The 12,963-nt window shown below is 64.4% G+C and carries 15 protein-coding genes; 11 read left to right on the top strand and 4 right to left on the bottom strand.

What is annotated here, in order from left to right:
• Window position 1 precedes the first annotated feature (1 nt).
• The 4 genes from E3T22_RS12655 to E3T22_RS12640 all read right to left on the bottom strand — a co-directional run bounded on the left by E3T22_RS12655 (window position 2) and on the right by E3T22_RS12640 (window position 3,236).
• Window positions 2-1,441, bottom strand: a complete 1,440-nt coding sequence (locus E3T22_RS12655) for a hypothetical protein (RefSeq protein WP_134480674.1) — start codon at window positions 1,439-1,441, stop codon at window positions 2-4.
• A gap of 113 nt (window positions 1,442-1,554) precedes the next feature.
• Entirely contained in the window at window positions 1,555-2,283 is a 729-nt protein-coding gene (locus E3T22_RS12650) for a hypothetical protein (protein ID WP_133160319.1), read from the bottom strand.
• Between the two features lie 47 nt (window positions 2,284-2,330).
• On the bottom strand, window positions 2,331-2,621 hold the full coding sequence (locus E3T22_RS12645) for a hypothetical protein (protein WP_198414954.1): 291 nt from the start codon (window positions 2,619-2,621) through the stop codon (window positions 2,331-2,333).
• Between the two features lie 15 nt (window positions 2,622-2,636).
• Window positions 2,637-3,236 (bottom strand): DUF6668 family protein, encoded by a 600-nt coding sequence (locus tag E3T22_RS12640; protein ID WP_134480673.1) that lies wholly within the window; start codon window positions 3,234-3,236, stop codon window positions 2,637-2,639.
• A 178-nt stretch (window positions 3,237-3,414) separates the two neighbouring features.
• Here E3T22_RS12640 and E3T22_RS12635 point away from each other — a divergent pair, with 178 nt between their 5' ends.
• The 11 genes from E3T22_RS12635 to E3T22_RS12590 all read left to right on the top strand — a co-directional run bounded on the left by E3T22_RS12635 (window position 3,415) and on the right by E3T22_RS12590 (window position 12,876).
• Entirely contained in the window at window positions 3,415-3,657 is a 243-nt protein-coding gene (locus tag E3T22_RS12635) for a helix-turn-helix domain-containing protein (protein WP_088458214.1), read from the top strand.
• A 21-nt stretch (window positions 3,658-3,678) separates the two neighbouring features.
• A complete protein-coding gene (locus tag E3T22_RS12630; protein WP_088458213.1) occupies window positions 3,679-5,028 on the top strand; it encodes an ATPase in 1,350 nt (449 codons plus the stop codon).
• Complete coding sequence (locus tag E3T22_RS12625; RefSeq protein WP_134480672.1) at window positions 5,025-5,519, top strand: hypothetical protein; 495 nt, start codon at window positions 5,025-5,027, stop codon at window positions 5,517-5,519. Before E3T22_RS12630 ends, E3T22_RS12625 begins: the two co-directional genes overlap by 4 nt.
• A gap of 6 nt (window positions 5,520-5,525) precedes the next feature.
• The gene (locus E3T22_RS12620) at window positions 5,526-6,638 is read left to right on the top strand and encodes a M23 family metallopeptidase (protein WP_240632532.1); all 1,113 of its coding nucleotides are present in this window, start codon (window positions 5,526-5,528) and stop codon (window positions 6,636-6,638) included.
• Window positions 6,635-7,078 (top strand): hypothetical protein, encoded by a 444-nt coding sequence (locus E3T22_RS19060; RefSeq protein WP_166789014.1) that lies wholly within the window; start codon window positions 6,635-6,637, stop codon window positions 7,076-7,078. The genes E3T22_RS12620 and E3T22_RS19060 overlap by 4 nt, the downstream gene beginning before the upstream one ends.
• Window positions 7,079-7,135: 57 nt before the next feature.
• On the top strand, window positions 7,136-7,366 hold the full coding sequence (locus tag E3T22_RS12610) for a hypothetical protein (RefSeq protein WP_088458210.1): 231 nt from the start codon (window positions 7,136-7,138) through the stop codon (window positions 7,364-7,366).
• A gap of 273 nt (window positions 7,367-7,639) precedes the next feature.
• The gene (locus E3T22_RS12605) at window positions 7,640-9,493 is read left to right on the top strand and encodes a hypothetical protein (protein WP_241983677.1); all 1,854 of its coding nucleotides are present in this window, start codon (window positions 7,640-7,642) and stop codon (window positions 9,491-9,493) included.
• Between the two features lie 241 nt (window positions 9,494-9,734).
• Window positions 9,735-11,141, top strand: coding sequence for a ParB/RepB/Spo0J family partition protein (locus E3T22_RS12600; RefSeq protein ID WP_088458209.1), 1,407 nt, complete (start codon window positions 9,735-9,737; stop codon window positions 11,139-11,141).
• A 440-nt stretch (window positions 11,142-11,581) separates the two neighbouring features.
• Window positions 11,582-11,734: a hypothetical protein gene (locus E3T22_RS19055; protein ID WP_166789015.1), complete on the top strand. Its 153-nt coding sequence runs from the start codon at window positions 11,582-11,584 to the stop codon at window positions 11,732-11,734.
• Between the two features lie 18 nt (window positions 11,735-11,752).
• A complete protein-coding gene (locus E3T22_RS12595) occupies window positions 11,753-11,941 on the top strand; it encodes a hypothetical protein (protein ID WP_088458208.1) in 189 nt (62 codons plus the stop codon).
• Entirely contained in the window at window positions 11,941-12,876 is a 936-nt protein-coding gene (locus tag E3T22_RS12590) for a DUF3560 domain-containing protein (RefSeq protein ID WP_088458207.1), read from the top strand. The genes E3T22_RS12595 and E3T22_RS12590 overlap by 1 nt, the downstream gene beginning before the upstream one ends.
• Window positions 12,877-12,963 lie beyond the last annotated feature (87 nt).

Below are 12,963 nucleotides of genomic sequence, written 5' to 3'. Positions count from 1 at the left end.
CCTAGTTCCCCGTTGGGCCGCCACCGGCGGCATCCTCAGTCGCGCTCTTGGCTGCCGCAGCAGCTTTCTTGCCTGTCTCGCCGGCCTTCTGAGCGGCGGCCAAACCGATCCCCACTGGGCCGGCTGCGGCCGCTGCACCGCCACCTGCTGCAGCTGCGCCGCCGCCTGCGCCGCCCGTGGATGCGGCTTTGCCGGCCGCAGCGCCGCCGCCTGTTGGGCCGCCACCGCCGCCGCCACCCGTCGAGGATGGCGCAGGGGAAGGTGAGGCAGTTTTCTTAGAACCAGAGGCGTCATCCCCACCGCCACCACCGCCGCCGCTTGCGCTGGAACCGGTGCTCGAGCTGAGCTTCTTCATGGCTCCCGACGCGACCTCGCCGATCGCACCGGCTCCGGCTGCCGCCAGCGCCATCGCCGCACCCCCGCCACCACCAGTTTGGGAAACCATCGGCGCGACGAACTTCATCAGAGCTGGGAGGGCTACAAGTGCCATCGCCATCAGCGCAAGGCCGGTCAACATTTTGACCAGGCCGGTGCTGTCTTCCACGAAGAGGTTGCTGCCTGTGAGCTTGAACGCGGCCGCATAAACAATCGCGGCGGCCGGCTTGTAGAGGATGAAAGCGACGATCCACCCAATGGACTTTTTGAACCAGGCTCGGCCGGTTTCGGTGTTGGTGAAGGCCGCAGTGATCGGGAGGATTCCTGCCAGGATGACGAGCATGCCGCCCCGGATGACCATGAGGAAGACCTGCACGTAGCTCATCAGAATGGTTATGGTGCCGAGGATCAACATCGCAATGAGGCCGATTCCGCTCGACGAAGCGACGCCCAGTGTTGCCGTTATGTTCGCCTTGAAGTCCCCGTCAGCGGCGCCGTCGAGGATCCAGACGGAGAAGCCGTCCGCCGCAGCGACGGCAAGACCGACTGCCGTCAGGCCCGCCGAAGATACGACAACGAGAGTGAGCAAGGACTGCAGCAGTTCCTTGCCTGGCTGCATGCGCTGAGTCCAAGCCATTCTTAGACCGGCAACGATGACGGACAGGACCGCGAAGCCAGCGACGTACCACCAGAGGGAGTCTTGGAGATAGGCTACCGGACCGCTACCGCCAGACGTGCCTATGGCAGGGATGAGTCCGGCCACGATTGCGCTGGCAGCTGAGATAAGCATGACCGCGACGAGAACTATCCCGAGTCGACCCATGTGTGCGCTGCCCTCACCTCGACGGTGGTTCAACGCCAGCATCGCGCCTGCAGCGATAACGGACATGATGCAGATTGCCAGTGAGATCCACACGACGTATCCGAGGATGGTCGCAAACCCCTCGGAACCTGTAGCGGCTGAGGCCGAATTGCCGACCGTTGTCACCTCCCCCTCGCTCTGCGTCAGGTTAGGAGTGGGAATCATTACCCAAACCGTGGCCATGGCCTGTACGGCGGTGCCCACGGTTTCCACGATGCTGTCAACGAGGTTCTGCAGCTGGTCGTTGGCGAAGTCAGCGATAGCACCTCCGACGGCCTCTTTGCCCCCGCAAACGACGTCCCACCCGTTGCACATTCTTACGCGCCTGACCAGGGTGTGTAGCCACCAAGTCCATTGAGGGCGGCTGGAGCAATAGGCATGCTGCCGTCATCGGCTACAACGATCTTCCAGTCCCCCGCTGACCACACGAGTTTGATTGGCAAGCTCACCATCTGGCCGTCGTTGTAGTTCAGCGCTAGGTCAACTGTTGCGGCCTTCTCGTCAAAGGAGTTGATAGCAAACCCGGCGACCTGGGCGCGATCGCTGGACGCGCCGCTGTCGGCGCCCTCAGTCATCGCGATCAGTGCGTCACGTCCCGGGCCAGGTGCAACGAGAGCGCTCATCTTGTCGTACATGGTGGCATCGGTGCCGAGGGCGACGTAGTTGGCAGCCGCAAAGAGCGCACCCTCTGCTGTGTGTGCGTAGCAGCTACGGAAACCGGACGAGTCGGTCACGCCCGGCCCAGAACCTTCCGGGTCCGAGGGCGCCGCTACCGTTCCAACGAGAGTCCAAGTGGTATCGGGTGCGTCGGTGAGCGACGCAGTTGTTTCGTAACCCTCCAAGCCACACGAGCTTGGATCGCTGTCAACGGGAACCGCCGTCGTCGACGGGAGGGGGGAGGCTGTCGGTGCTGTCTCGTCTTTGCCTCCAAGGAGGTTGCTGACGAGAACGATCACCGCGAGAAGCGCGATGACTGCGACGATCACCATAGAAAGGACAAATCGTCGGCTGCGAAATGGGTTCTGCTGTTCTGACTGGTCGGACATAAGTCCCCCCTCTTATTGCTGTGTTGGTTGGGTGGTGCCGGCTGCTGTCAGCTGACGAAGAAGCCGACGAGTGAGGCGGCGGCAGAGATGACGATCACACCGGCCATCGCCGTTCCGAGCGACCCGAGGGCTGCTCCACCCTCACCGCGGCGGCTCTCGATGGCGAGCTTCGCGCCGATGATCATGACGCCGATGATGGCCACGCCCAGGGCGATCCACTTGACCCAGCCCATGACTTCCTGGAACTTTTCAGCTCCGGGGGGCGTGCCATCTCCCGGCTCGGGAATGGCGGCGACGACGTTGGTCAGCGTTTCAACTGCGATGTGCAGAACAGACATGGTGAGTCCTTTCGGTTAGGCGGTTGGTGCGATCAGGGCGGTGACCGAGGCGGCCAACGCACGGACTTCTTTGGGTGAGGAGTCGAGGTCGAACGGCTCTCCGAGCCGCCATTCCTCAACCCAGGGGACTTGCCAAACTTGCGGGACCCCGCCGGAGACGACCTGTGCCAGGTCGCGGAGGGGCTTGGGAAGCTTGCCGCGTGAGTCAGCGACGATGACGAGGCCCAGCAGACGGACCATCGGGAGCGAGCCAGACGCCCACTCTGTTGCGGCACGTTGTGCAGCAGCCAGCCCGTTCGCGTTGGACCGGGCGACCAGGATCACGTTGGACAGTGATCCGTCGTTTGCTGTTGGCCAGGCATGCCCGGCCGAGCGCGAGCCGGCGACAGTGGCCGCCAGAGTGCTTTCGCCCGCGCCCCCGTGAACGCCGAGCCACCAGAGAGTCGCGGGGCGGTTCACGTCGCGGCGTGGCAGGCGGTCGGCCATGTCTGGTGCAGGCACACCAGGCTGCGGCGTCTGTGGTCGCGGAAGCTCACGGGACTCTTCAACTACCGGGATGAGGGTGTCTTCGGGCTCGATTGGTTCTGTGAGCCAGGGGTGCTGGGTATCCGACACGGGTTCTCCTTCGCTATCGCGGGTTCAAGTATGACGAATTCCTGTGACGTTCCCACGCGATAATTAGTCTCACGTACCCGGCCCCCCTCTTTGAACGGAAGCGAACCTATGACCCCTATAGTAGCTCGTGAATATCGATACAGTTCCATACGTGTCGTTAAAGATCTAGACTGCCGATATGAATCAGCATGGAGCTTTTGACGTGACCGCACTTGACGACATGTTTGCGGACCTGCCAAAGACGCTCTCCCCAGAACAAGCGGCCGAATTGTTCGGCGTGACAGTCATCACGATCCGAAACCTCATCACCAAAGACAGTGACGACCCCTTGCCGGCCATCAAGATAGGCAAGGTTTGGGTCATCCTTCGCGATGACTTCAAAGCATGGCTGCTCCGCCGTAGCAACAACATCACCGACTAACCCAAAATCGAAAGGCCGACTATGGCTCAGCACGATCCAGACCAGCCCACCATCTACGCGACTGTTCGGGGCGACCTGACTGGCGTCCTCGACGTCGACGGCGTGAAGCACGACGTCACCGGGACGGACGATGCCGATGTGCGCACCCAGATCTTCTCTCAGGTGACGGGCCGCGCCCGCATGGCTGGACGTCCCGTGCTGTTGGTCACCGATGACGCGCTGGGCCAGGGTCGGCTGAACGTTCACCCTGACGGCAAGGTGGAGGCCGTGGGCGATTTCGTCTACAACGAAAAAGACGACACCACGCCCTCGCGGATCGTCACTGCACCACCCGCCGCCCAGAGCAAGGTTAAGGACGCGCCAGCAGTCGCACCCGCCGCGATGATCAGCCCGCCGCCGGCCACGACCAGGGCGGCAATCAAGGACGCAGCCGAGCCCGTCGTCACCAGTGAGCGCCGCGCTGCACGAGCATCCTTCCTCGTTCAGGAAACCCCGCAGGAGCCCGCGTCGAGAGGCTGGCGCGGAATGCTCAGCCGGGCCGGAATCCAGGTCGCCCCATCCGCTGAGGAAATGGCCGAACGTGCCGACGTGCACGCGGTTAGTCAGCACTGGGCAGGCCCGCGAACTATCTCCATCGTGAACGGCAAAGGCGGGGCCAACAAGACGCCCTCGACCGCGATCCTGGCGGCCGTGTTCGCCCGCTACGGCGGATCCGGGGTACTCGCATGGGATAACAACGAGACGCGCGGCACGCTCGGCTGGCGCACGGAACAAGGCGGCCACGACGCCACCGTGCAGGACTTGCTGCCCCAGACCAACCGCCTACTCTCGCCCGGCGCGCAATCGTCGGATCTGGCGCACTACGTGCACCACCAGACCGGCGACAAGTACGACGTGCTTCGCTCCAACCCCATCGTCTTGTCAGCCGAACAGAAGATCACCCGCGCAGAGTTCGACTCACTCCACCAGGTCGCCAGCAAATACTTCCGGCTCGTGTTCGTTGACTCCGGCAACGACGAGAGCGCCGAACGCTGGCAGCAGATGATCGAGCGGACAAACCAGCTCGTCATCGCCACGACCGCCCTCGACGAATCCGCCGAGGCCGGCGCCCTCCTGCTCGAAGCACTCGCGCAGCGCGACGAGCGTTCCGCGCAGCTCGCAGCCAACGCCGTCGTCATCGTCTCTCAGTCCGAAAAAACGGCCAGCGGCGCCCAGGCGATCGCGGACGGCTTCGCCGTTCTCGCCCGCCGCGCTGTCACCATCCCGTATGACGACGCGCTGCACGGCGGAAAGCTCCGCTACGACGCTCTGGCTCCCGCTACGAAGCGCGCATGGCTCGCAGCTGCAGCAGCCGTCGCAGAGGGCCTGTGAGGGCTGTAACGGCCATTCTGGCCGTCACGGTAACCGTCGCGGGACTCTCTGCCTGCTCCACGCAGGCCGACGTCACACCGGCGTCCACCTCGAGCGCGATTCCAACAGAGTCGGCACCAGTTGACGACCTGCACGACGGAATCGAGATTGCCACGCCGGCGCCGGCTGACGAGACGAGCGTTGCTGCCGCGGTGACCGTCGCAGAGAAACTAATGACTGCGTTCGCTCGCCCAGGCGTCGATGAAACGACGTGGATCAATGGCCTGTATCCATACCTCACCCAGGAAGCAGGCACGGCATACGCCGGTACCAACCCCGCCAAGGTGCCCGTGAACGAAGTCACGGGCGCAGGATCCGTCGTTGACGGAGCCACCGAATACGCGCTGCTCGTGAGCGTCCCGACGAACATCGGGCCCTACGTCGTTTCACTCACTCGCCAGGCTCCGACCGACGCGTGGCTGGCCGACCGACTCACACCCCCAGCCAGGTAGACAACCGTGGGGGAAAAGAACGGCTCTGGGGGCGCAATCGTCTTGTTGCTAGTACCCGTCCTAGTAATCGGCGGGATTTTCGGGATCTTTCTGATTCTCATGGGAGGTGGCAGTAGCGCCGCGGCCGCGTGCGGCGGCGGCACTGCCTCAACCGTCGACGTCTCCAAGGTCCCTTCGGGACCGATAGCCGGCTTCGACCACGACCAGCTTGTGGTCGCCGCGGGGATCATGAACGCGGCAAAGCAGCTCGGCCTAAACGCGCGGGCGCAGCAGCTCGGCGTCATGACGGCTATGGGTGAATCCAGCCTCCAATCGCTCACGTACGGTGACAACGCGATTAACCCAGACGGATCAATTGCCGATTCAATCGGTCCCTTCCAGCAGCAAAGCAGCTGGGGAACCACCGAAGAGCGTCTCGACCCGTTCACATCTGCCACCAAGTTCTATGAGCGACTTCCGGGCGTAGCGAACTGGGAATCGATTGAACCGACGCTCGCCGCACATGCCGTCCAGGGAAACGCCGATCCCTACTTCTACACAACGTATTGGGACGGTGCTGGACAGATCACCGCGGCCCTCAATGGCGACACCAGCCAAGAGGGAGCGGCCGCTGCGCCGGCATCGGGAGGCTGCGCTGACGGCCCCGTAGGGTTCCCGCTCACAAAGCCGTTCAACATGAGCGATAACTATGGCCCCCGGCCAGGTCGTGTCGCAGGTGCCAGCACTTACCACCCCGCAGACGACCTCTCAGGCGCTTGCGGGACGCCGGTCTACGCGATCGCCCCCGGCACGGTCACTCTTTCCGATCGGCTTACCCTCTCGGTCAAGAGCCCGGAGGGCTACATCGTCTCCTACCTCCACAGTCACGTGACGGATCGAGCCGTAGCGGTGGGTGACCAGGTGGCCATCGGTCAGCAAATCACGGCGATCGGAAATGAAGCACCTAGTACCGGTTGCCACCTTGATATCAGGGTCAGCGCCTTTGGAACTACCAACGCAGATGTTGCAGCACTCGCAAATGACTCGCTTGCTCCTAACTGGGTAGATCCCGAACAGTTCTATGCGCTGTTTGGCCAGACCTTGTGCGACGACACCTGTTCACGGAACTACGACGAATGAGCTTCATCCCTGCCTACCCCCGGATCGACGCGACGATCCGCGAGAACCTGACCGGCGAACTCACGATCAACGGAACCTCTCTCCCGCTGGTCGCCGTCGACCTGGCCCGGCTCCGTGCGGGCGTGATCGCCCGCTGCACGGCGACCGCCCGCCAGGTGCACCGGCCCGTCCGAGTCCACGTCATCGACGTAGCCGGCACCTACGCTCTGGCCATCCACCCGGACGCGTACGTGCAGATCCTCGACGCCTCCGGCAACACGGCTGACCTCGCCGCGGGCGCAGCGCGGCCGGTCAACAGCTCGCCCTGCCGCAGCTGTGGCATTAGCAGCCCGCTGTCCGCCACCGCTTGCCCGGCGTGCCAACTCAGCGACCCTCACGATGTGCAGGCCGCCCCAGCATCAGCGCGCGTTTGTGGACCGGCACGAAATGAGGGCGAATAAATGCGACACGCCCACACCGTTGGCGCGTTAACCATGGGGCTAGGGTTCAATTGATCTATGGCTACTCGACGTCGCGCACGCGGCACACTGAAAGACCCGATTTCCATCGGGTACGAGGTTGAGCGTGCGTCAAAAGAGCGGTTCGACTCGATCGCGGAGAGCGCAGGAGTTTCTTCTGCCGTGTTCTTTGAGCGCTTGGTTGCTCAGATCGAGGTTGACGAAAGTACGAACCTGCCCGTGTGGTGGCCCAAGCAGACCAACGAGGAGCTGCCCATCGACTCCGATTAACGCATAAGGCCCGTCGTTTTCACGACGGGCCTTGAAGCATTGGTGCTCAAACCCTCTCAGCTGCCAGGCACGAGGTTCGAGCTCTTCCAGTAAAGATCCGGTTGAACCGGGCCTTTGAAGTACCACCAACCGGAGGAAGGTGATGACCTGATAGTACCTGATAGCGCTGTTTTCGACCGCAAAACGCGCCAAGATATTTCCGGCGTGTCCTCCAAAACGTGGACAGCCTGGGATTTGACGCGACGAATCAGCCCCCGCGACCAGGTGCGCGTGATGAAACGGGACGCCTACGGCCGTCTCGACGAGAACGCCTATCCCAGCGTGCAACGCGTCGGGCCGCACTCCCCCACGACGCCGTGGGCGATGAACCTGGCCGACGAACGCGGATTCTTCCGGGTCCTCTGCTTCGACTTCGACGGCAAGATCAAGGGCGAGGTCGACGTCGACCTCATGGAACAGGCTCACGACGAGTGCGACGCACTCTCCCGCATCCTCGACAGCCTGTCGATCGCGCACGTCGTCTGCCAGTCCTCCGGCACCGGCGGCCGGCACATCTGGATTGCCCTCCGCGAGGGCGCGGCGGCCGGGCGCATGGTCACCCTCTCCGGCGCAGCACACGCCAACTTCGGCACCCTCGACCACGGCATGCTCAACAACCCGCGTACCGGCGCCGCCCGCCCGCCCCTGTCGCCGCACCGCGACGGCAGCAGCTCCACCGTGCTCTGGGGCGACCTCGACGCCCTCACCGCCGCCACAACGACGCTCGACGACCTCGACGCCCTCACCGCGGCTCTCGACACGCGCAAGCCGGCGCTGCGCGTAGCCGGCAGCGCCCCGGCCGGTCCGGTGAACGAGCACCACAGGGCGCACCGCACCCTCAGCCGCGCAGGCACCGCCCACATGGCCACGATCGGCGGCGGCAGCAACCCCAGCTGGACCGGGTTTGCGTGCCTGCTCTCCGCAGCCAACGCCGGATGGACGCTAGGCGACGTCGCGCACGCAGCGAAGAGCGCGCCGGGCATGGAGCACTACCGCACCAAGAACAACGGCCGAGGCAGCCGCCACAACCGAACCACGGGCGAAGCCCGCGCCCGACTGGAACGCCAGTGGGCCAAGGCCCTGCAGTTCGCGGCCGTACAACGCCCGCTGCCGGCTTCCCGTGAGCCCGCCGACCTCACGGAGCTGAACGCCCTCGTCACCGACGTAGACGTGCTCCTGAGCCGCCTGACGGCTTCCCCCGGCCGGTGGGGTCGCACCGAGAAGGCAATCTCGCAGCGCACAATCCTGCTCTCCCTGGCCTACCTGACCCTGCAGACCGGGAAACGGGTCGTAGCGGCCTCCACCCGCGACCTGGCACTCATGGGAGGGCTCGGCCGCACCACGGCCGCAGACGCCCTCACAGCCCTCGCACGGGATGGATTCATCGAACGAGTGACGCCCTGCGATGACGGCAACGCCGCCGAATGGCGCCTACTCCGCGAGTTTTCCACAACCCCCGGTACAGTCCGGCCACAACTACTCAATAACCCCCGCCCCCCCTCCGAACTCTTTAACCTCAGGGCCGCGTTGGTCACTGAGCTCGAGAACCAACTCACCGACCAGCGCCACGACCTGTTCACCCGTGCTGGCCTTGGACACCTCGCCGGGAAGGTCTACGCACTCCTACGCCAGATCCCCGCACTGACCGTTGAAACCGCTGCTCGTCTACTGGGTGTCTCGACTAGGCACACCGCTACCATCCTCAGCCGGCTCCGCCGTCACAAGCTCATCGTCAAACACTCCGAGGGCTGGGCCAGGTCCAAGAGGGATCTTCGGGACCATGCAGCTCGCACCGAGGGAGTAGCCGGCGCCCTGGCTGATCGAACCGAACGGTATCGAGCCGAACGTGAAGTGTGGGCATGGTGGCACGCAGAAATTGACCGGATGACCACAGCGCCTCGAGCCCGCATGCGCCGACTCCACGTCACGAGCCGCACTCTCGAATTCACCGACAGCCGGCCAGGTGAACGCAGCTGGCCGCTCTACCCCCGCGACCGCGACGGCCGGGGTGATCACCGCATGGCCCGCTATTGGGCCGTCAACGGAATGTTGGCCCCTGGTTCGCTCTGGTGGTCGAGCGCTGCCTAATCGGCAGAGAAACCACCTCCGGTGAGCCCTGTGGGCCTGGGACCGCTGCGCGGCCGCCTTGTTTCTTTTTTTCGTCTGTCTGGCCGGTCATCGTAGTTCGCTCCGTGCCTTCGTTTCGGGCTTTCGCGGCATATCCTCGCTGCGCTGCGGTATTCCACGACCCTGCACTACAGCACTCCCGCTCTCAATCGATTTCTCTTGCCAGACAGGCCAAAAAAACAGTTGATGGAGAGAGAACCCAATGACTAACACCACCGTAAATGTCGGCACCATCGAGCACATTGACCCGAATCTGATCGTTGTAGAAGCCAACGTGCGCACCGAAGCTCAGCTCGGCCGCGAGTTCGTGGCCAGCATCAAGGCAAACGGCGTCCTGACGCCGATCCTCGCCCGGCGAGACGACCAGGGCAACATCATCGTGCGAGCAGGTCAGCGCCGCACCCTCGCCGCTCGTGAGGCCGGACTAGCCACCATCCCCGCTTACATCGTTGCCGCCGACGAAACGACCGTCGAGCGCATCGTGCAGCAGATGGCCGAGAACGATCACCGCGAGGCCGTCACCGACGCCGACCGGGTTGCCGCATTCCAGCAGTTGGCTTTCGAGGGACTGACCCCCGCCGTGATCGCCAAGCGACTGGGCAGCAAGCCCGCCACAGTCAAGGCCGGAATCGCTGTCGCAGAGAACGCCGTCGCGGCATCCGCCATCGTCAGCCACTCACTCACCCTCGACCAGGCTGCCGCGCTGATCGAGTTCGAGGGCGACGACGAAACCGTGTCCGTACTCATCGACATTGCCACCACCAGCCCCGAGCAGTTCGACCACGCAGCGCAGCGCGCACGCGACGACAAGCGGGTAGCGACGATGAAGGCAGACGCGGCCGCCGACCTGATCGCGCGCGGCTTCGAGGTTCTGGACCGCGACCGTGGATCCTACGAAACCGACTACACGAGCATCACCTACCTGACCACCGCAGACGGCGAATCAGTCACCGCCGAGCACATCGCTACCAGCGAAGGCCGCGCCGCCTACGTGTACGCGTACAGCAACAGCGACACGGCCACCGTGCGCTACTTCCTGAAAGACCCCAAGACTGCCGGATTCCGCAAGTCCAGCGGCAGCGGGGCCACCAGCGGCCCGATGACCGAAGAGCAGAAGCACGAACGTAAGACCCTGATCGCCAACAACAAGGCGTGGGCCAGCGCTGAGGTCGTGCGCCGCGAATGGCTGGCAGAGTTCCTGAGCCGTAAGACGCTCCCGAAGGATGCCACCCAGGCCATCACCGTGGGCCTGACCGTGCACCACAGCATGGTCGGCAAAGCCATCCAGAACGGAAACGTGCTCGCGCACACTCTGCTCGGCATGAAGCGGGCGAACTACGGGGATGCCGACAAGCTCGCTGCACTGGTGGAAAAGACCCCCACCAAGGCGCAGCACGTCAGCCTCGCAATCGTCCTGGCCGGTATCGAGGACAGCACCAGCAAGGAAACATGGCGATACCCGAACGCCACTAGCGCCCGATACTTCGAGCAGCTGGCAGCATGGGGCTACGGCCTCAGCGACGTTGAGCAAATCGTGATCGACACCGTTGCGGAGAAGGCCGCGACCAAGGCAGTCGAAGCCGTAGCCGCTAAGGGCACTCAGGAGTAGCTTCTTCCCCGACCCGGCGCGACAGTACCCGAAACTGTCGCGCCGGGTTCTTCCGTCCCCGGCACCGGCACGGAGGCCGGAACCTGCACCCAGGCACACGCCCCTGACGGGCCGTGACAGAACAGCGGCGCGGCCGCTGTACCCATCCCCCAATTTGAGCCGTTGCGCGGCCGGGGGATATCAGAGTGATATCACTCTGAAACCACGACGGCGATGCCGTCGCAAGCAATTTGGAGCCGCTGCGCGGCACTGTCCCAAGGGCCTTTTTGTCCTTTCTGGCGTTTCACCGTAGCTCCCTCCCGTGCCTCCGTGCCCAAATTCTCGGACGCGCCCTGCGGGCTTATTTCGCCCGAGAATCCGTGCACTACGCACTCCCGGTCGCTATCGATTTCTCTTGCCAGATAGGGCAAAAAAACAGTTGTTCAAGAGGGAGAGAACCCATGGCTGAGTCAGATTACCCGTACGAGAACACCTATCCCCGGGAGCGCTACGCCGGTGGGTGCGCCTGCAGCGGTTGCCGGTCCGAAGGTGCCGCAGACACTCAGCCGGGCGAAACCTGCACCGCCAGCCGCTACGCCGACAGCTTCGCCTAGACCGAGGGAAAAAGACTCATGCTCACCACTCAGCTTCCGCCCCTGACTCCCGGAGTGCTCGGGGCCGAAAGCCTGCTCAGCAGCGCCGACATGTCGACCTACTGGAACAGCCAGAGCTACCCCAACCCCCGCAGCCGGTTCGTCATCGTCATGACCCCGAACGGCTCCCGCGTCAACGCCAGTGCAACCCCGAGAGGAACCCGCTAATGCTCACCATCACCCACACCCACGAAGCCGGAACGATGATCGACGGGACCAGCCGAGGCGACGGAACCGCCGAAGTCCTCAAGTCCACCGGATGGCGCTGGGGTCGCAGCATCAGCGCATGGTTCGTCCCCCAGTCCCGCGACCGCCTGCCCAAGCTGCACACCATCACCCGCACCAAGACGGCGCTTGAAGCCGCCGGGTTCGAGGTCACAACCGAAATCGACAGCAGCCACCGCGCAACCGCCGACGTCGAGGCCGGAAAGATCGAGCGCCAGGCCGACCGGGTCGACGCCCTGGCCGCGAAGGCAGAGCGCAAGACCGGCGCGGAAGATGCTGCCTACGACAAGGCCCGCGCGGCGCTGGACCGGCTGCCCGAGGGAGGCGAGCCGATCAAGGTTGGCCACCACTCCGAAGGCCGCCACCGTAACGCGATCGCCAAAGCAGATACCGCCATGCGTAAATCAGTCGAAGCCAGCGCAGAGGCCACCGTCGCCCAGGCCCGCGCCGACGCGGCCACCCACACCACAGACGCCCGTTACAACCCGGTCACCGTGGCCAACCGCATCGAAACGTTGGGCGCTGAGCTCCGCAAGCTCGAACGCCGCATAACCGCGCAGTGCTACGGCGACACACGCGGCTACATCGACGCCACCGCCGAGCAGATCCAGGCCCGGGCGACACGCCTCGCCCCGCACATCGACGAGAAGCGCGACCAGATCGCCTACTGGGAAGCCGTACGCGCCGCCCAGGTCGCCAGCGGCACGGCCACCGGCTACGACCGCTCCACCGTCAAGAAGGGCGACCGGGTGAAGATCCGCGGCCAGTGGCGCGACGTCGTGCGCGCCAACCTCAAAACGGTCAGCGTCACCACCGGCTACACCTGGACCGACACCGCCCCGTACGCCGAGATTCAGCAGCTCGTGCGGCCCGAGTAGTCCCGCCCCAGCGGCCGGCCCACCCAGGGCCGGCCGTGAGGGGACACCCCCTCACACTCCCCCACCAAGTACAGCCGGCCCAGCCCG

It is taken from the genome of Cryobacterium sp. TMB3-10 (assembly GCF_004402305.1).
Taxonomy (GTDB): domain Bacteria; phylum Actinomycetota; class Actinomycetes; order Actinomycetales; family Microbacteriaceae; genus Cryobacterium; species Cryobacterium zongtaii.
The sequence above is the reverse complement of the archived record's forward strand: the minus strand, read 5'-3'. Positions and strand labels throughout refer to the sequence as shown.

What these genes read in the sequence shown, in the direction of transcription:
- E3T22_RS12650 (WP_133160319.1), bottom strand. Translation starts at nt 2,283, where the DNA reads ATGTCCGACCAGTCAGAACAGCAGAACCCATTTCGCAGCCGACGATTT.
- E3T22_RS12645 (WP_198414954.1), bottom strand. Translation starts at nt 2,621, where the DNA reads ATGTCTGTTCTGCACATCGCAGTTGAAACGCTGACCAACGTCGTCGCC.
- E3T22_RS12635 (WP_088458214.1), top strand. Translation starts at nt 3,415, where the DNA reads ATGAATCAGCATGGAGCTTTTGACGTGACCGCACTTGACGACATGTTT.
- E3T22_RS12630 (WP_088458213.1), top strand. Translation starts at nt 3,679, where the DNA reads ATGGCTCAGCACGATCCAGACCAGCCCACCATCTACGCGACTGTTCGG.
- E3T22_RS19060 (WP_166789014.1), top strand. Translation starts at nt 6,635, where the DNA reads ATGAGCTTCATCCCTGCCTACCCCCGGATCGACGCGACGATCCGCGAG.
- E3T22_RS12610 (WP_088458210.1), top strand. Translation starts at nt 7,136, where the DNA reads ATGGCTACTCGACGTCGCGCACGCGGCACACTGAAAGACCCGATTTCC.
- E3T22_RS12605 (WP_241983677.1), top strand. Translation starts at nt 7,640, where the DNA reads ATGAAACGGGACGCCTACGGCCGTCTCGACGAGAACGCCTATCCCAGC.
- E3T22_RS12600 (WP_088458209.1), top strand. Translation starts at nt 9,735, where the DNA reads ATGACTAACACCACCGTAAATGTCGGCACCATCGAGCACATTGACCCG.
- E3T22_RS19055 (WP_166789015.1), top strand. Translation starts at nt 11,582, where the DNA reads ATGGCTGAGTCAGATTACCCGTACGAGAACACCTATCCCCGGGAGCGC.
- E3T22_RS12595 (WP_088458208.1), top strand. Translation starts at nt 11,753, where the DNA reads ATGCTCACCACTCAGCTTCCGCCCCTGACTCCCGGAGTGCTCGGGGCC.
- E3T22_RS12590 (WP_088458207.1), top strand. Translation starts at nt 11,941, where the DNA reads ATGCTCACCATCACCCACACCCACGAAGCCGGAACGATGATCGACGGG.